The following is a 17,514-nucleotide window of genomic DNA, read 5'->3' as shown; positions in this document are numbered from 1 at the left end:
TTCACGCCAAGGTTGGAGTCAAATCCTTGGAGGGCGCGGCGGGCGAGATGCCTGTTGGGGTGTGCGTCAGACCGCTTCCCAGTTATCCGTCTCTCCGGCGCGGAAAATCGCGTCGATCACCTTCTGGTTCAGCACGGACTGTTCCAGCGTAAAGATCTCGTCGCCGCCGCCCTGCGCCGCGCGCACGAAGGTCTCGGCTTCGAGCCGGTATTGCTGGGTCGCCGGAAAGCGGAAGATCTCAGCGCCGGAGTGGTTCTGGTTGTGCAGTTCGATGCGGTGATGGTCGTAAAGCCCGGCATTGAACGGCGAGGCGACCTCGATGTAGCCCTTGTCGCCGTGGAAGACCATGATCTGCCGCGCCGCCAACTGCGTCGACAGATAGAAGGACAGTTCGAAATCGCCGAAATCGGCCCGGATCGACGAAAAGGTATCGGTGCCGAAGGTTGCATCGCGCTCCACCGTCGCCTGCACCCGGACGGGTTCCTTGGCCGTGACGAACCGTGTCGTCACCGTCGGATAGACGCCGATATCCGGCAGGGCACCGCCGCCGAGCGAGACCTGGTTGCGCATGTTGGACGGGTCGACATTGTAATAGCTGAACACGCCCTGGACATAGCGCAGCCGGCCGATGGCCCCTGACGCGATCAGTTCGCGCACCTTGAGCCACTGCGGATGGTAGGTCACCATGAAGGCTTCGCTGACCAGCACCTTTTTCGCGTCGCGGACGGCGATCAGAGATGCGATGTCGTCGGCTTTCAGCGCCAGCGGCTTTTCCACCAGCACGTGTTTGCCGGCTTCGGCAGCCTTTGTGGCCCATTCGAGATGCTGGGAGGTCGGCAGCGGGATATAGACGCCATCCACGGTGTCGGAAGCCAGAAGCTCTTCATACGAGCCGAAAGTATGCGGCGCGCCGAACCGTGCCGCGAGCGCCTTGGCCTTGGCGATGTCGCGGCTAGCCACGGCGACGAGCACGCCATTGTCGGAATCCGCTATTGCCGGCAGCACATGCTCCCGGCCGATTTTTGCGGTTGAAAGTACACCCCAGCGAAACATTCTGTCCTCCAAACCTGGTTCGGCGACACAGGAACGCCCCGCGTCGAGAAAGGCAAGAGTTTTTCGCTGATATCAGCCGGCCATGAAGCCGGTGCTGTCGCGCTGCCAGTAGCCGGCGACCAGCGTACGGTCGCGGCCGAGGCCGCGCGTGACGCGCCAATGCTCGCGGACCTTCTTGGCGACGCTTGCCTCGGCCGCGAACCAGCCGAAGGTCTTGTCCCGGTCCGGCCAGGGCTGGTTGCAGACAAGGTGCGAAAACCCTGTCGTGCCGTCGGTGGGCGCTCCATTGCGGTGCAGCCAGCGGATTTCAAATCCGTCCGGGCGCTTCAGTTCCTGTTCCTCGGCGGCATTTTCCACCTCGAGATAGGCGATGCCCTGGGTGTCCGGCGAGAGGCTTTCGAGCAGTCGCCCGACAGCTGGAAGACCGGTCTCGTCGGCGCCGAGCACATACCAGTCGGCGGATTTGAGCGGTCGCCCGACCGGTCCAAGCACACCCACCGTGTCCCCTTCCTCGGCATGAACAGCCCAGGATGAGGCGACGCCGTGCTCCTCATGCATGACGAAATCGACATCGATCCAGCCCGCTTCCGCATCGAGCGCGCGAACCGTATAGGCTCTGGAGACCGGACGCCTCGCCTCGGACGGCCAGGACGGCAACCCGTTCTCGCCCATCACCGGCCAGACCGGATCGGGATTCTCCGGCGTGGCGAACAGCATGCGGATATGCATGCCGCCGAACAGGCCGAAGCGCGCCAGATCCTTGCCGGCAAGCCGCACCCTGAGCATCCGCGGCGTCACATAGTGCTTGGCCGTCACCCGCATCAGCCGGAATTGCTCCAGCCTTGTCTCGCCTGCGAGGTCGCCGGTCCAGACGATGCGCGGGTTTTCCGACTTGGCATAGAGCTGGACGGCCACAGCCACCAGGTCCTTGACGCGCGCCAGGCCCATAGTGTCGGGCGCTTCGGCCGTCATCACCAGCCGGCCCTGCGGAAAATCCAGCGCCGCCCGGCCGAACGGATAGCGAAACTCGGCGCGTTCGCCCTGCCGCACCACCTCCGGGTGGTAGCTGCCCAGCCGGTCGACGATGCTGTCGAGATAGGTGGGCAGGTGGCTGAGCGAAACTTCGGCGCGGCTGGTGAGCGTCATGATGCGGTCCCCTGTCTTTGCATAAAGCTTGGTCTTCGCGTGAAGCCGGGCCTCGTCGGCCCGGCTTTGGCCTCGATCAGCCGCCGATGCGGCCGGTCAGCGCGACCTTGAAGGTGCGGCCCTTGGCCTGTTCGATGTCCGAGGTCGTCGACCAGCCGCTCTGGGGATCGGTGTAGGCCTGGTCGAACACATTATCGACGCCGAGATCCAGCTTCAGATTGTCGTTAATGTCCCAATTGGCGAAGACATTGATCAGGTCGACGCGCGGATAGACCTTGGTCCCCGTGCTCAACACCCGCGTCACCTCGCCGATGCTCTGGTACTGGATGCCATAGGTCAGCCGATCCTCGAAGGCGCGGAAACCGAGCGTCGCCGAGACATTGTCGAGCGGGGTGTTGCTCAGCGTCTCGCCGGCATAGACACCGTCGCGCATGGTGGCGTCGGTGAAGGATGCCGCGAGGTTGATGAAGCCGAAGCCATAATCGTAGATGCCTTCGACCTCGACGCCCCGCAGCCGTGCCGTGCCGACATTTTCCGAACGGGTTATGCCGCCGCTCGAGACCGTGTTGATGTAGTCGTCGACATCGGAGTGGAAGAGGTTGGCCTTCAGGCGGAGCAGGTCGCCGCCAGTCAAGACGTCGTTGTACTGCAGGTTCACGCCCGCTTCCCAGGTCCGCGCCACTTCCGGCCGCAGCAGCAGGTTCGGCTCGTAGCCCGAGCCGTGCGCGCCGTTCTGGCGGAACACGTCCTGCATATGCGGAACGCGGTAGCCCTCGGCATAGGTGCCGTAGACCTGCAAGCCTTCCAACGGCGTGACGCCGACCGTGACGCGCGGCGACCAGCGGTCGCCATCGAGCGAGACGTCCTGCGACGGCGTGGTCGGCGTCGCCTTGCTGCGGCCGTCGAGCTGGTAGCCGTCATAGCGAAGGGCCGCGATCAGATCGAGCCACTGCTCGTACTTGCCTTCCCACTGCATGAAGCCGCCATAGGCGCGCTGAGAGCCCTGGCCGAAATTGTCGGTGTCGGACGACCCTTCGAGGTCGTAGTAATCGAAGCCGTAGGTCAGCGTATGCTGCATGTTCAGGGCTTCGAAACGCGACGAATTGCGCGCGTTCACGCCCGATGTCGCAACGTCGTAGTAGCGGCTGTTGCCGTAGCTCGCCTCAGGCCAGGTCTGGAACTGGTCGGCCTTGGTGCTGGCGTGATAGGCGTTTGCGGTAAAATCCACCAGCTCGTTGTCGTCCGGCTTGTAGGTATAGCTGCCGCTGTAGGTGTAGACTTTGGTGCGTGCATCGTAGCGGCTCAGCGTTGCGGAGGACGAACCGCTCGAGCCTGTGATGAAGTCACTATAGTCCTGCGCGGTCATGCCGAGCTTGATCTCATGGCCGTCTGCGGGACGCATGGTGATCTTGCCGAAGCCGCTGACCACATCCTCGCCGGTCCAGCGCACCGTGTCGCCATTGCCGTCCTTGTATTCGTCGCTGTCGCGCCAGACGATGTTGCCGATGACGTCGATATTTTCGTTGAACGCATAGGCGCCCGTCGTGCTCGACAGCTTGCCTTCGCCATTGCTCTCGTAGCGCAGCCTCTGGCTCAGCGCCCAGGTCTCTCCGTCGCGCAGGAAGTCTCGGGCGTCCTTGGTCTCGAAAGAGACGACGCCGCCGATGGCGCCCGAGCCATAGGCGTTGGAAACGGGGCCGCGAATGACGGTGACCTGCTTGAGAAGCTCCGGCTCGATGTAGAACGACCCCGAGCCGTGGCCGACGCGCCAATAATCCTGGCGTGCGCCGTCGAGCGTCACGGCGACGCGGCCATATTGCTGCAGGCCGCGTATGTTGATGGACGTGGCGGGATCGTCGCCATTGGGCGAGGCTGCCACGCCTGGAACGTTGCGGAACAGGTCGGCGGCCGAGGTCGCCTGGACGCGGTCGATCTCGTCACGTTTGACAAGGCTGGTGCCCGACATCGAATCGATCAGCGCCAGGGACTGCATGGTGGCGCTGATCGTGATGGTGTCGAGAACCGTCACCTTCTCGCCGGCCTTGGCGTCCTGCTGCTCCTGCTTTTTCAGAACCGGCGCGTCGGCCGCCTGCTGCGCGCGGGCCAGGCCGGGATTGAACAGGCAAAGGACAGTAAGGGCTGAGCCAGCCGCAAGCAGGTTGCGGGGCAGCGGGGAGCCGGCCATTCGAAGTTCTCCAGAAAACAGGGACGGCTGGCTGTGAATGGCTGGCTTGTGTCGGTGAGCTATAACGCTCGATAAAAATCTTGATTTATAAAGTCAAGTTATATCCTCTTAGGCCAGATCGAGAATCGCAGCGGTGATGCTGCGACGCTGCGCGACGCCAGGATGGGACATTGATGCCAATGATACGAGATAGAACCCGAGACGCTTTTTCAGCGCGGTCCCAGCAGGTGATGGTGCTCTTCGTCTTGCAGGCCTTGGCGCTTCTGCTCGTGGTCGCAGCCGCTCATGCCGAGCCCGCTTACAGGCGCATCGTCTCGCTCGGGCCGGATGTCACGGAGATTGCCATGGCGCTGGGCGCCGCCGACCGCATTGTCGCCGTCGACCGCTCCAGCCGCTACCCCGAGGCGGCTGCGGCCAAGCCGAATGTCGGCTACCGCCGTGCGCTTTCCGCCGAAGGGATCATCGCGCTCAATCCCGACCTGATCCTGGCTGCCGAGGATATCGGCCCACCCGAGGCCGTCGACATCCTGAAAGGGCTGTCCGTGCCCATGCTGTTCGTGCCCGAAGGCAATTCGGGCGAGGGGATCGTGCGCAAGATCGAGGTCATCGCCAGGATTTTGGGCGAAGAGGAAAAGGGCGAACACCTTGCCGCTACCGTGCTCGCCGATTTCCGGGAGGCAGCCGAACTGGGCGCCTCCATTCCGCAAGCCGAACGCCGCAAGGTCGTGTTCTTTCACGGTCTCGCACGGCTGACGGGCGCGGGTTCGGACACCTCCGCCGACGCCATCATCCGCTATGCCGGAGGCACCAATCCTCTCGCCGAATACTCGGGCTACAAGGCGGTGTCGGAGGAAAAGCTGCTCGAAGTCGGACCGGATGTGGTTTTGATGATGCCGGATGCCGCGGGCGGGCCCAAGCCCGACGACGTCTTTGCCATTCCGGCGCTGGCGACGACGCCTGCGGGCAAGAATAAAGCGCTGGTGGTGCTTCAAGGGCCGTACATGCTCGGCTTCGGGCCCCGGACCGCCGAGGCAATCCGCGATCTCGCCCGCGCGCTCTATCCCGAGCGTTTGCAGACGCAAGGCAATTGAGGGAGGCGGTTGCTCGGCAGCGCGCCCGCCCCCGGTCCAAGGCTCAGGCCTTTTCGGCGGCCTGCGCCTGCGCGGCAGCCATATCCATCCACATGACCTCCCAATGGTGGCCGTCGAGATCGTCGAAGCTGCGGCCGTACATGAAACCGTAATCCTGCTTCGGCCCGACATCCGGCTTGCCGCCGGCCTTTTCGGCTTTCTCCGTCATCGCGTCGACGTCGTCGCGGGAATCGGCGGACACGCAGATCAACACCTCGCTGGTGGCGTGGGCGTCGGCGATGGGCTTCTGCGTGAACTGGCTGTATTTCGGATGGGTCAGCAGCATGACATGGATGGTCTCCGAGAAAACCATGCAGGCCGCCGTCTCATCGGTGAACTGCGGATTCAACGTCGCGCCGATGGCTTCGTAGAAGGCGATGGATTTGGGCAGGTCGGCGACGGGCAGGTTGACGAAGATAAGCTTGGACATGGCATCCTCCTCTCGATTTCGATTTGACGATCATGCCGGCTTAAGTTATAAAAAGCAACTATGAAGTTAAAAAAAATAACTGAAAGAGAAAAGCAGAGCCCGAAGCGGCTTTACGAAGACGCTTGCGCCACCGCGCATGCGCTCGATTTGCTGGGCGAACGATGGGCTATTCTGGTCATCCGCGAACTCATGCTGGGGCCGAAGCGCTTCGGCGACCTGCGCGCGGATTTGCCCGGCATCAGCGCCAACGTACTGACGCAGCGGCTCGAAGGGCTGGAAGCGAGCGGCGTGGTCAAGCGACGCAAGCTGCCGCCGCCGGCCAACATCCAGGTCTATGAACTGACCGAGTGGGGCTATGAATCCGAGCCCATCTTCCAGGCCATGGGGCGCTGGGCTGCGCGGTCGCCGCTGCACGATCCGACACTGCCGTTCGGAACGGTCTCGCTGGTGCTGTCGATGCGGACGATGTTCGATCCCTTGCGCGCCGATGGCCTGGACCTGACTGTGGGCCTCAAGCTCCCGAATGACGGGTTCGTGGTTCGGGTAATGGATGGCTCGATTCACGTGGAACGCGGCGACCCGGCTGAGGCTAAGGCCGTGCTCACCGGAAATGCGCAAATCCTGGCCGCTGCCTTCTATGGCGGCGTTCCGCTCGCGGACCTCGAAGCGGGCGGTGCGCTGAAGCTGGACGGCGACAGGGAAGCTGCCGAACGGCTGGTTTCGCTGTTCCCCCTGCCGTCGAAGGCTCCCACGGCAGAATAAGCCATCTCCGGTCAGGTCCCTTGCGCGTAGCTCTCTATCGCGCGAGCGAAATTCGGCGCGCCGTTACGGCGTTCGGCCTTGATGAAGCCGGAGAACGAATTCCAGAATGACTGCGCGTAGTCCTTGAAATAGGTGTCGGCCACCTCCTTCGAACAAAGGTCGCCGGACACGCAGGTCGAGACCCGGTTGAGGAAATAGACGATCCGGTCGAACTGGTCGCGGAAGTCGGTCAGGGGCATCGCGCCGCCCTGTTCGGTCATCGCCTGCGAACCGATGCGCTGGAAATAGACGAGTTGTTCCGCCGGCGTCGCGCCCGCGGGAAGGAATTGCCGGTTGGCCGCGTCGAGCGCATCCAGCCGCTGCCGCACTGCCTTCTGCGCCTGCTGGTAGTCGGGCTGCTCCCACAGCGTCACCAGATCCAGCGTCCGCTCGACGCGCTTCTCGTCGCGCCCGTTGAGAAACTGGTAGACGGTGAAAGCCGCGCCGAAGATCAGCACCAGGCGCAGCGCCAGGCCGGACCACGCGTAAACCAGCATGCGCCAGTCCCGGTCGGTGAACGGATTGCTTTCCTTCTTGATCTCCTGCGGGCTTTGCCACGGCAAGCCTTCGCCGGTTTCCGGCAGGACCGTCTTGGGTTTGGGCGCAATGCCGGCGACGGGCGGGGTGAGGGGCGCGGCGTCGCTCATCAGCAGCTTCCCAGGGCGATGCGCAGCGACGGGTCGAGCTTCAGCCCCGGCTCCTGCAGCTTTTTCCGCAGGCAGTCGAGCTGCGTGCGCGAGACCATGAAGGTGACGTTCGGCTCATCCGGCGTGGCCGTCTCCGGGCCGACAGGGGAGACGAGGCTCTTGAGCGGTTCGATCACGCCGCGCGCCTGTTCGCAGGCACTGAGATCGACCACAACGGCGTTTCCCGCTCGCTTGGCAAATTCGTCATAGCTGTCGAGGAAGCAGGAGGCGAGCTCCGCATTGGTGACGATTTCCTTGTCGCAGACAGCGCAAGCTCCATCCGCCAACGCCTGCGAGGATACCGCGGCCAGTATGGCTGCGAGCAGGAAGCGGCATGCGGAAGCAAGGACTTTCATCGCATCACCATAGACGTTGATGTAAACCGTTGTGCGCCGGAGTCTGGCACCATCCCATTGTCCCCAAAGCCTGGCGCCGCGCAAGCCTGTCGTCACGAGCGCGGGCGGGTCTCGATCGGGAAGATCATGACCGCGCCGCCCGCCTTGGCTTTGTCGTTGAGTTTGGCGGCCGAGCGGGTAGAGGGCGCAAGCCCGATATCGTCCAGCAAGGCGCCGAACGAGGCCTGCGCGACGCCTCGCGTCGCCGGCAGCACCCCGTCCTGTTCGAGGAATTTCAAATCCTCGACCTCGCTCAGCGGCGGGGCTTCGGTCAGAACTGCGATCATGCGCTCCATGCCGAAGCTCGATTCGGTGATCTCCAGAATGCCTTCCTCGACCTTGGCGCCCGCGACCAGGCGCTGGGCGTCCATGTGGCTGATCGAATAGTCACTGCCGACATAGAGGATGTTGATGTCGACGAGATCGGGCGAGGCGTTTTCGGCCAGCACATGGATCTGGTCGCCGGGATTGAGGATCGGCACCGACGAAGCCTGCAGCGGCTCCAGGTCGTCCCGTCCGTCGCGCTTGATGAGGAACTGCACCGACACGTCTTCAGGCTTGTAGTCCGACGCCGCGGCCAGTCGCGACAGGGCTGTGGCGCGGAAAATCTTCAGCAGGTTCTCCGCCGTCTTTTTCGCCGTCTCTTCGGGGTTGGCGGCATCGAGCGTCACCGAAGGCGGCTTGCTGCCGCTGTCGAGTTCGATTTCGCCGGAGGGCGGCAGAAACCAAAGTGCGGGCTCGGCGCTTGCATTAGCGGATGCGCCGGGAAGCGTTTTCTCGGCCCATACGGCGAGCCGAAGGTCGGCCTCCGCGCCTGCGTCGACCAGCCTGATGCGAAAGCGCTGCTGGTCGTCCCTGGCCAGCGTGTCGAGCATCTGGTTGGCGGCATTGACCTGATCGACCATGCCCTCGATGGGCGATGGCCGCGCCACCGTCAGCATGTAGTCGACGGAAACTTCCGCCAGCCGCGCATAGACATTTTTGGGCAGGTCGGCGAGTTTTATGGCGCGCTTGCCCTCATAGGTGACGGGAGCCAGCTTGCTGGACAGGTTCCTGGCGGAACTCACCTCGAGATAGCCCAGCGCTTCTTCGGGCTTCGATGTCGGCGAGGGCAGGATTGCGAGCTTGGTGCCCTTGGACAAGCGGTGCAGGGAGCCTGCCGGCACGGTTGCGGAATTGCCGTCCACGGTCACCGGCCACTGCATGACGGTATCGAGCTGTTCGCTGTCGAAGGCACGCGCGTCGAGATCGCCCTCGAACAGCGGCGTCGGCCGCTCGCGCCGGTCGGCGGAATATTGCTGCAGCACCGCATGCCCCAGCTGCCGGTAGGTCGCGCCCGGATTTTCCGCGAGCTTGGAGAACAGCGTGTAGGTGAACAGCCCGTAGCGCTCGGCCTGCGGTTCGCCTTTCGGCAGGGGCATTTCGGGCGTCGTCTCGATGGTCTGGGCGGCGAAGAACGCGACCAGGCCGCCCTTTGCAAGGGGCGCAGCACTGGTCGGCGAGGCGGTGCCGGGCGAAAACGCGCGGACCGCAGCGTCGCCGGTCTTTTCGTCGGTCAGCGAAAAGGCCGCCTGGCGTTCCGCCGGCGCTTGTGTGGCTAAGGCCTCGGCCTTGCTCACCTCTTCGGCGGGAATGCCCAATGTGTCGAAATCCAGCTTCCGCTCAACCACCACATCGTCGCCGATATCGGCGGCGCGCGTGGCACTGCCGGAATGGCAGGCGTCGATGACGAACCAGACGAAGGCGCCCTTGTCGCGGATGGCGTCCAGCGCCGCGCCGATCTCGTCATCCATCAGCGCATTGGGCACGCCCTGGTCGCGGTTCGCCCATTTGCCGGTATCTGCGGGCAGGAAAATCTCGTCCAGCCCGTCGGTTTCGTTGCCGGCAGCCGTCTCCGGCTGCTGTGCGCCGTGGCCGGAAAAATGCAGATAGACGAAGTCGTCGCGCTGCACGGTGTCGGCCAGTGTCTTGAGTTGGGCCAGGATCGCTTCATGGGTCGGCGATCCCGCCGCGCCTTCGAGGCCATCGGCGAGAACAACCACATTGTCGGCCGAGAAAGGCACCGGCGCCGCCGTCGTCAGATACTCCCGCACAAGCCGGGCATCGTGGTTGGGACCGATGAGCGCTGCCTTGGGCGGCAGGTTGGGATAGGCCGTGACCGCCACCAGCAAGGCATGATTGGTCCGCGCCACGGCGGCACCCGACAGAGCGCCTAAAGCGGCAAAAGACAGAGCCGTCGCAGCCAGAAGGCCGCGCAGATGTTTCGCACCCATCATGTCAGAAGTCTCCCAAGCCCCGATGATCCCAAGCACGCCGATTTTAGACGAACATTTTGGCTGTATTGCGGAGTTTTGTCTTCATCGCTGTGGCGATGTCATGGTTGTTTCGCCGAGATGCCGATTATCTTTGTCGGCGCCGCGCGCTAGCAATAGTCGCGCCGTGTGGCTATCTGGAGGGGGATACGTTATAAAGTCCGCACCGCAGGAGCAGGCAGTCATGGTCACCAAAGTTGCGCTTACCAAGAACCAGAAGCTGGTCCTGGAAAAGCTCGAAGCGGCAAAGGCGCCGGTCAGCGCCTACAACCTGCTCGACCTCCTGCGCGAGAACGGGTTTCGCGCCCCGCTGCAGGTCTATCGGGCGCTGGACGCGCTGATCAAGGAAGGCTTCGTCCATAGGCTGGAAAGCCTGAACGCCTTCGTCGCCTGTTCCGAACAGCACGACCACAGCCAGCACACCCACCACATGACCGCCTTTGCCATTTGCGACACCTGCGGCCAGGTCACCGAGTTCTCCGACGAATCGATCAGCCACCGGCTGGATGACTGGATCGGCGCCACCGGCTTCATCGCCAAGAAGGCGGTGATCGAGTTCCGCGGCACCTGTGCCAGCTGCGCTGCCCTGGCGGCGTAGCCCGCTAAGCTCAGCCCCTCAATGCGCCTCGTCCCAGTTGTCGGCGGCGCGGGCGTCGACCTTCAGCGGCACGGAGAGCGCGACGGCCGGCATGGCGGCATCCTCCATCACCCTTACGATCACCGGCATGGCGGCTTCCACGTCTTCCGCTGCTGCCTCGAACACCAGTTCGTCGTGGACCTGCAACAGCATGCGCACATCCGGCAGGCCGGCCTCGACCAGCGCACCCTCCATGCGCGCCATGGCGCGGCGGATGATGTCGGCCGCCGAACCCTGGATCGGCGCATTGATCGCCGCGCGCTCGCTGTTGGCGCGGATCGACGGGTTCGAGGCCCTGATTTCCGGATAGTGCGCGCGGCGGCCGAAGATGGTTTCGACATAGCCGGTGTCGCGGCAGAACGCCTTGGTGCGGTCCATATAGTCGCGGATGCCGGGAAAGCGCTCGAAATAGCGCTTGATGTAGGCGCCAGCCTCCTCGCGCGGGATCGACAGCTGGTTGGCCAGCCCGAAGGCCGAGATGCCGTAGACGATGCCGAAGTTGATTGCCTTGGCTCTGGAGCGCACTTCGCGCGGCATACCCTCCACCGGCACGCCGAACATCTCCGACGCCGTGATCGCGTGGATGTCGTCGCCATTGGCGAACGCCGCCTTGAGCTGCGGAATGTCGGCGACATGCGCCAGGATGCGCAGCTCGATCTGGCTGTAGTCGGCCGAGATCAGCTTGTTGCCCGGCTGGGCGATGAACGCGGTGCGCACCTTGCGCCCCTCGGCGGTGCGGATCGGGATGTTCTGCAGATTGGGTTCGTTGGACGACAGCCGGCCGGTCGATGTCGCCGCCATCGCATAGGAGGTGTGGACGCGTTTCGTCTCCGGATGGATGTAGCCCGGCAGCGCGTCGGTATAGGTCGATTTCAGCTTGGTCAGCTGGCGCCAGTCGACGATCTTGCGCGGCAGCTCGTAGCCTTCCGTCGCGAGTTCCTCCAGCACTTGCGCCGTCGTCGACCATTGCCCGGATTTCGTCTTTGTGCCGCCGGGCAGGCCCATGCGCCCGAACAAGATGTCGCCGAGCTGCTTTGGCGAGCCGATGGTGAATTTTTCGCCGGCAAGCTGGTAGACCTCATCCTCGAGTGCGGCGGCGCGCTGCGCCAGTTCGCCTGAAAGCCGCGACAGCATCTGCCTGTCGACCGAGACGCCGCGTTCCTCCATGCGCGCCAGAACCGGTACCAGCGGCTTCTCCAGCCGCTCATAGACGGACATCAAGCTATTGGCGACGAGGCGCGGCTTGAGCACCTGCCACAGCCGCAGAGCGAGATCGGCGCCTTCGGTCGAATAGGTCGTCGCGCGCTCGATATCGACGAGGTCGAAGCTGACGACGCTCTTGCCTGAGCCGACAACATCCTTGAACGGGATGACGGCATGGCCGAGCCAGCGTTCGGCGAGCGCGTCGATGCCGTGGCCGCCGGTTCCTGCGTCCGCCACATAGGACATCAGCATCGTGTCGTCGAAGGGCGCGATGTCGACGCCGAGCCGGTGCATCAGCAGCCAGTCGTATTTCGTGCTTTGCCCGACCTTCAGCACGGACGGATCGGACAAAAGCGGCGCCAACAGGGGAAACGCCTCGTCGAAGGAAAGCTGGTCCGGCGCGCGCCCGCCGCCAAGCAGGTCGACTGCGCTGGAACGGTGGCTGAGCGGCACATAGGCGGCGCGGCCGGGCCGAATCGCCAGTGAGAAGCCGACCAGTTCGGCCTGCATCGGGTCGAGCGACGTGGTTTCTGTGCGGAAGGCGACGATCCCGGCCTCCCGCGCCTCCGCCAGCCATGCCTGCAGCGTGGCAAGATCGCGGATGGTGGCATAGGCGCTACGGTCTATTTTGGAAGAGGCGGCCGCGTCGGCGCGGGACTGCGCGAGCGCGGAGGGTGTGAAGCCGGCCTTTCCCTCCCCCTTGAGGGGAGGGTCGGCGCGCAGCGCCGGGGTGGGGTCGCTGCCGTCATCGACGACCCCACCCGCGCCTGCGGCGCGACCTCCCCGCGAGGGGGAGGTGGAGTCGGCGCCAGCCCCGACATCCGGCCCATGGGCATCCTCGACGCGCTGCACGGTGATCGTCGCCGGCTCGATCTCGGAAGCCTCCGTACCGGTCGCCTCGGCGACGCGGCGGGTCAGCGAGGTGAATTCCATCGCCTTCAGATAGCCGATCAGCTTCGGCCCGTTGGCCGGGTGCAGCACCAGATCGTCCAGCGGTTCGGGAACTGCGACATCGTTCTTCAGCCGTACCAGCTCGCGCGAAATCCGCGCCTTGTCGGCATTGGCGATGATGGTTTCACGCCGCTTGTCCTGCTTGATCTCCGACGCCCTCTCCAGAAGCGTGTCGAGATCGCCGAACATTTCCAGAAGCTGGGCGGCGGTCTTCGGCCCGATGCCCGGAATGCCGGGAACGTTGTCGACGGAATCGCCGGTCAGCGCCTGCAAATCGACCATCTTTTCGGGCGGCACGCCCCATTTCTCGATGACCTCGGGAATGTTGATCTGCCGGTCCTTCATCGGGTCGTACATCGACACGGTCGGCCCGACGAGCTGCATCAGGTCCTTGTCGGACGACACGATGGTGGTGTCGGCCCCGGCCTCGCAGGCGAGTTTTGCATAGGTGGCGATCAGGTCGTCGGCCTCGAACCCCTCCATCTCGATGCAGGGCAGTTCGAAGGCGCGGGTGGCCTGGCGGATCAGCCCGAATTGCGGGATCAGATCCTCCGGCGGCGCGGAGCGGTTGGCCTTGTATTCGGCATAGAGCTCGTTGCGGAAGGTTTTCGACGAATAGTCGAAGATGACAGCGAAATGCGTCGGCACCACGCCGACATCGGTGTTGCGCGCGTCCTTCATCAGCTTCCACAGCATGTTGCAGAAGCCCGACACCGCCCCCACCGGCAGCCCGTCCGACTTGCGCGTCAGCGGCGGCAAAGCGTGATAGGCGCGGAAAATGTAGCCCGAGCCGTCGACTAGAAAGAGATGATCGCCTTTTTTCATGGCGCTAGCCGTAACGCCAAGCGCCAAAACTGTCCATGTTTAAGGATGTGGAAGGTGCCATGGAATGGCAGGAGATGGGCCCGGCAGCAACTCCACACCTACGTCATTCCCGTGATCGTGCTCGGCTTCGCCTCGCTTGCCATGGAATGACGAAGCGGAGAGGGCTTCGCTCGACCGGCCTGTGTGCTTCGACAAGTTGTGGAGGTAGGTCCGCCGAAAGGAAAGTCAGAGCCGGATGCCGGAACGAAAAAGCCCACGCCGTAGCGTGGGCCTTATCTGGTGCTGTTCCAGCTTGTTAACGGCTGGATCGCGATTTCTGAACCATTAATCTCTCACTAAATAACTGAGACTGCAAGAGGAAATTGGTTGAAGAGATATCTGAAATAAACAACCATAAATTTCAAAGCCGATTGCGAAGAATGAACCGGGGGGATCATGCTGACATTGGGAATTGACATCGGCAGTACGTCGCTTGGCTGGTGTTTGATCGAGACGCAAGGCGAGCCGCTGGAAAACGACTTTGGCAAAATCGTCGCCATCGGCATCCGCATCTTTTCCGATGGGCGCGAGCCGCAGACCAAAGCCTCGCTTGCCGTCCAGCGCCGCGCGGCCCGCGCCATGCGCCGCCGCCGCGACCGTTATGTGGCGCGGCGCGGCGCGTTGCTGAAGGCTCTGACCGACTATGGCCTGATGCCGGCAAACGAGGATGCGCGCAAAAAGCTGCTCAAGGAAACCGGGGATGGCGAGGGCGGCGATCTGTCCGGCAGCATCTATGGGTTGCGCTCCCGCGCGCTCGGCGAAAAGCTGCACCCTTACCAGATCGGACGCGTTCTCTTTGCGCTCGACCAGCGCCGCGGCTTCAAGTCCAACCGCAAGACCGACAAGGGCGACAACGAGGCGGGGAAAATCGCCATTGGGGTCTCGAGGCTTCAGCAGAAGATGGCGGAGGCAGGAGCCAAAAGCTACGGCGATTTTCTCTACAAGCGCCGTCTGGACGGTAAGTCCGTACGCACGCGCCTTCGACCGGAATCGGGAGAGGACGCCAAGGGCGACGGCTACGATTTCTATCCGTCGCGCCAGGCGCTTGAGGATGAATTTGATGATGTCTGCGCCGAACAGGCCGGGCACCATCCCGAGCTTCTGACGCAAGAGCGCATAAAACACCTGCGCGACATCACCTTCTACCAGCGCCCGCTGAAACCGCCGGTCGTCGGCAAATGCAGCTACAACCCCGCCGAGGAGCGGCTGGCCAAGGCGCATCCGCTGTTCCAGGAATTCCGGCTCTACAAGGAGTTGAACGAACTCGAACTGATCGACGAGCAGCAGAAGCGGCGCAAGCTGACGCTGGATGAGCGCGACAAACTGTACAGCCAATTGAGGGGCGCAAAGACCGGTACCTTCATCAGTTTGCGCAAGACGCTGGGTCTGGGCAAAGAAATCCGTTTCAACAAGGAAAGCGAAACGCGCGACAAGCTTTTGGGCGACGAGGTCTATTCGGCGCTTTCCGACAAGAAGGGTTTCGGTAACCGCTGGTCGACCTTCGGGCTGGAGCGGCAATGGCAGATCGTCCAGAAACTGCGCAACACCGAAGACGAGTTCGAACTGCATGCCTGGCTGACGGCCGAATGCGGCCTGAACGACGATCAGACCGAAGCGGTGGCCAAGGTGCATCTGCCGGAGGGCTATGGCCGCATCGGCGAGACGGCGGCGAAAATGCTGGTCGATGCCTTGAAGACGGAAACCGATGCCGAGGGCAAGGTGATCCCGGAATCGGAAGCGGCCAAGCGCTGCGGCTACAACCATTCCGACAAGAGCGACCTGAATTTTCCCGGGCACAAGGAACTGCCGCACTATCAGGAGGTGCTGGACCGCCACATTCCGCCCGGCACCGGCAATCCCGACGATGTCTATGACGTCTTCAAGGGCCGCATCACCAACCCGTCCGTGCATATCGCCCTCAACCAGCTGCGCCGCACGGTCAACGCGCTGATCAAGCGCCACGGCAAGCCGGACCGTATCGCCATAGAGCTCGGCCGCGAGCTCAAGCTCAGCGACAAGCAGAAGGACGAGATCGACCGCACCATCCGCAAGAACACGCGCGAGGCGGAGGCGCGGTCGGAGGAGTTGAAAGCGCTGGGGCGGGCCGACACCGGCTACAACCGGCTGCGGCTGAAGCTCTGGCAGGAGCTGAACAAGGATCAGCCGCTCAACCGCGTCTGCATCTATTCCGGCGAGCCGATCACGGCGGCGATGGTGTTTTCGCCGGAGGTCGATATCGATCACATCCTGCCCTATTCCAAGACGCTGGACGACAGCGAAGGCAACAAGATCCTGTGCAAGACGCATGCGAACCGGCAGAAGCGCAACCGCGCCCCCGCCGGCGTGTCCGGCTGGGCGGATCGCTACGAAGACATCCTCGCCCGCGCCAGCACCTTGCCGCGCAACAAGCGCTGGCGCTTCGCCGCGGATGCGATGGAGAAATTCGCCGATCAGGAGGGGTTCCTGGCCCGGCAGCTGACCGACACGCAATATATGTCGCGCCTGTCGCTGACCTATCTCGCCTCGCTCTACCCGACCGAGGAAGCCGGCGCCGACGGCGTGCTGCGCCGGCACAGCCGCATCCGTGCGCTGCCCGGCCGGATGACGGAGATGCTGCGGCGCAAATGGGACCTCAACGACCTTCTGCCCGATCGCAACATCGGCGGCAGCGACACGGTGAAGGAGAAGAACCGCAAAGACCACCGCCACCATGCCGTCGACGCCTTCGTCATTGCCTGCACCAGCCGCTCGCTGATCCAGCGCATCGCCACGGCTTCGGCGAAGCTGGAGGCGGAGGGCGCGGAACGCGTGATCGAAAAAATCGCCGACCCCTGGCCCGGTTTTCGCGAGCAGCTGCGCGAGGCGCTGCGCAACACCGTGGTCAGCCACCGGCCCGACCATGGCACCGTTTCGCGCGAGGCCTATGCCTCCGGCCGCGGCCAGACCGCCGGCAAACTGCACAACGACACCGCCTATAGCCCGACCGGCGAGGTGGACGAGAAGGGCAGTCCGCGCGTCGTGCGCCGGCGGCAGCTCTCCGATTTCAAATCCGAAAAGGATTTGGCCGCGATCCGCGACACGCAATTGCGCGAGGCGCTGTGGGCTGCGACGCGCGGGCTTTCCGGCAAGGAATTCGAAGCGGCCTTGATCGCCTTTTCCAGGGCCGAAACATTGGACGGGCGGAAAAACCCGTTCCGGAATTTGCGCCACATCCGCGTGCTGGAAACCGAAACCATCATTCCCATCAAGGACAAGGACGGCAAGGTCTATAAGGGCTATCTCGGGGGCGGAAACTACCGCTTCGATGTCTGGCAGCTTCCGGACGGCCGCTGGGATGCCGATGTCATCTCCATGTTCGAGGCGCACCAGCCCGGCTATGTCTCGAAGATCAGGCAGGACCATCACAATCCGAAAAAGGTGATGAGCCTGCAGATCGGTGACATGGTTGCCTATGAGCATCCCGAAAGCGGCGAGCGGGTGATTGCGCGGGTGCGCAAATTCGACCAGCGCAACAAGCAGATCTATCTGGACCCGCACAATGAGGGCGGCAGACTGGACGATCGGCACAAGGACGAGGCCGACCCGTTCCGCAGCTTCAGCAAGCGGCCGAACGCTTTGAAGGCCATCAAGGCGCGCCAGGTGCGCGTCGACGAGATCGGACGCGTCTGGGACCCTGGCCCACGCGTCTGAGTCTCGGCTTTGTTTGTGCAGGCTTCACACT

General features: G+C 63.5%; 12 protein-coding genes. 4 read left to right on the top strand and 8 right to left on the bottom strand.

Annotated elements, in window-relative coordinates:
• Positions 1-66 precede the first annotated feature (66 nt).
• The 3 genes from ICI42_RS02955 to ICI42_RS02945 form a co-directional block, all read right to left on the bottom strand.
• Positions 67-1,053, bottom strand: coding sequence for a Gfo/Idh/MocA family protein (locus ICI42_RS02955; RefSeq protein ID WP_188163025.1), 987 nt, complete (start codon positions 1,051-1,053; stop codon positions 67-69).
• Between the two features lie 72 nt (positions 1,054-1,125).
• Entirely contained in the window at positions 1,126-2,199 is a 1,074-nt protein-coding gene (locus ICI42_RS02950) for a siderophore-interacting protein (protein ID WP_188163024.1), read from the bottom strand.
• A gap of 76 nt (positions 2,200-2,275) precedes the next feature.
• Complete coding sequence (locus ICI42_RS02945) at positions 2,276-4,384, bottom strand: TonB-dependent hemoglobin/transferrin/lactoferrin family receptor (RefSeq protein WP_188163023.1); 2,109 nt, start codon at positions 4,382-4,384, stop codon at positions 2,276-2,278.
• Between the two features lie 173 nt (positions 4,385-4,557).
• On the opposite strand from ICI42_RS02945, the gene ICI42_RS02940 reads away from it, so the two are divergent.
• A complete protein-coding gene (locus ICI42_RS02940; RefSeq protein WP_188163022.1) occupies positions 4,558-5,475 on the top strand; it encodes a heme/hemin ABC transporter substrate-binding protein in 918 nt (305 codons plus the stop codon).
• A 43-nt stretch (positions 5,476-5,518) separates the two neighbouring features.
• Here the strand turns inward: ICI42_RS02940 and ICI42_RS02935 are convergent, their stop codons facing one another.
• Complete coding sequence (locus ICI42_RS02935) at positions 5,519-5,944, bottom strand: VOC family protein (RefSeq protein ID WP_188163021.1); 426 nt, start codon at positions 5,942-5,944, stop codon at positions 5,519-5,521.
• A gap of 60 nt (positions 5,945-6,004) precedes the next feature.
• Here ICI42_RS02935 and ICI42_RS02930 point away from each other — a divergent pair, with 60 nt between their 5' ends.
• Complete coding sequence (locus ICI42_RS02930; RefSeq protein WP_188163020.1) at positions 6,005-6,706, top strand: winged helix-turn-helix transcriptional regulator; 702 nt, start codon at positions 6,005-6,007, stop codon at positions 6,704-6,706.
• An 11-nt stretch (positions 6,707-6,717) separates the two neighbouring features.
• Here ICI42_RS02930 and ICI42_RS02925 read toward each other — a convergent pair whose 3' ends face one another.
• From ICI42_RS02925 to ICI42_RS02915, 3 genes are all read right to left on the bottom strand, one after another.
• On the bottom strand, positions 6,718-7,392 hold the full coding sequence (locus tag ICI42_RS02925) for a DUF4760 domain-containing protein (protein WP_188163019.1): 675 nt from the start codon (positions 7,390-7,392) through the stop codon (positions 6,718-6,720).
• A complete protein-coding gene (locus ICI42_RS02920; protein ID WP_188163018.1) occupies positions 7,392-7,787 on the bottom strand; it encodes a hypothetical protein in 396 nt (131 codons plus the stop codon). The genes ICI42_RS02925 and ICI42_RS02920 overlap by 1 nt, the downstream gene beginning before the upstream one ends.
• Positions 7,788-7,879: 92 nt before the next feature.
• Positions 7,880-10,102, bottom strand: a complete 2,223-nt coding sequence (locus ICI42_RS02915) for a caspase family protein (RefSeq protein ID WP_188163017.1) — start codon at positions 10,100-10,102, stop codon at positions 7,880-7,882.
• A 220-nt stretch (positions 10,103-10,322) separates the two neighbouring features.
• Here ICI42_RS02915 and ICI42_RS02910 point away from each other — a divergent pair, with 220 nt between their 5' ends.
• The gene (locus ICI42_RS02910; RefSeq protein ID WP_188163016.1) at positions 10,323-10,736 is read left to right on the top strand and encodes a Fur family transcriptional regulator; all 414 of its coding nucleotides are present in this window, start codon (positions 10,323-10,325) and stop codon (positions 10,734-10,736) included.
• 18 nt (positions 10,737-10,754) lie between these two features.
• Here ICI42_RS02910 and polA read toward each other — a convergent pair whose 3' ends face one another.
• Positions 10,755-13,754, bottom strand: coding sequence for a DNA polymerase I (gene polA / locus ICI42_RS02905; RefSeq protein WP_188163015.1), 3,000 nt, complete (start codon positions 13,752-13,754; stop codon positions 10,755-10,757).
• 435 nt (positions 13,755-14,189) lie between these two features.
• On the opposite strand from polA, the gene cas9 reads away from it, so the two are divergent.
• Complete coding sequence (gene cas9 / locus ICI42_RS02900; RefSeq protein ID WP_188163014.1) at positions 14,190-17,483, top strand: type II CRISPR RNA-guided endonuclease Cas9; 3,294 nt, start codon at positions 14,190-14,192, stop codon at positions 17,481-17,483.
• The last annotated feature ends 31 nt before the right edge of the window (positions 17,484-17,514 follow it).

This window comes from Oryzicola mucosus (assembly GCF_014534685.1).
GTDB classification, from domain to species: Bacteria; Pseudomonadota; Alphaproteobacteria; order Rhizobiales; family Rhizobiaceae; genus Oryzicola; species Oryzicola mucosus.
The sequence above is the reverse complement of the archived record's forward strand: the minus strand, read 5'-3'. Positions and strand labels throughout refer to the sequence as shown.

Bases quoted from the DNA above. Each gene is read 5' to 3' on its own strand.
- ICI42_RS02955 (WP_188163025.1), bottom strand. From the start codon at position 1,053: ATGTTTCGCTGGGGTGTACTTTCAACCGCAAAAATCGGCCGGGAGCAT.
- ICI42_RS02950 (WP_188163024.1), bottom strand. From the start codon at position 2,199: ATGACGCTCACCAGCCGCGCCGAAGTTTCGCTCAGCCACCTGCCCACC.
- ICI42_RS02945 (WP_188163023.1), bottom strand. From the start codon at position 4,384: ATGGCCGGCTCCCCGCTGCCCCGCAACCTGCTTGCGGCTGGCTCAGCC.
- ICI42_RS02940 (WP_188163022.1), top strand. From the start codon at position 4,558: ATGCCAATGATACGAGATAGAACCCGAGACGCTTTTTCAGCGCGGTCC.
- ICI42_RS02935 (WP_188163021.1), bottom strand. From the start codon at position 5,944: ATGTCCAAGCTTATCTTCGTCAACCTGCCCGTCGCCGACCTGCCCAAA.
- ICI42_RS02930 (WP_188163020.1), top strand. From the start codon at position 6,005: ATGAAGTTAAAAAAAATAACTGAAAGAGAAAAGCAGAGCCCGAAGCGG.
- ICI42_RS02925 (WP_188163019.1), bottom strand. From the start codon at position 7,392: ATGAGCGACGCCGCGCCCCTCACCCCGCCCGTCGCCGGCATTGCGCCC.
- ICI42_RS02920 (WP_188163018.1), bottom strand. From the start codon at position 7,787: ATGAAAGTCCTTGCTTCCGCATGCCGCTTCCTGCTCGCAGCCATACTG.
- ICI42_RS02915 (WP_188163017.1), bottom strand. From the start codon at position 10,102: ATGATGGGTGCGAAACATCTGCGCGGCCTTCTGGCTGCGACGGCTCTG.
- ICI42_RS02910 (WP_188163016.1), top strand. From the start codon at position 10,323: ATGGTCACCAAAGTTGCGCTTACCAAGAACCAGAAGCTGGTCCTGGAA.
- polA (WP_188163015.1), bottom strand. From the start codon at position 13,754: ATGAAAAAAGGCGATCATCTCTTTCTAGTCGACGGCTCGGGCTACATT.
- cas9 (WP_188163014.1), top strand. From the start codon at position 14,190: ATGCTGACATTGGGAATTGACATCGGCAGTACGTCGCTTGGCTGGTGT.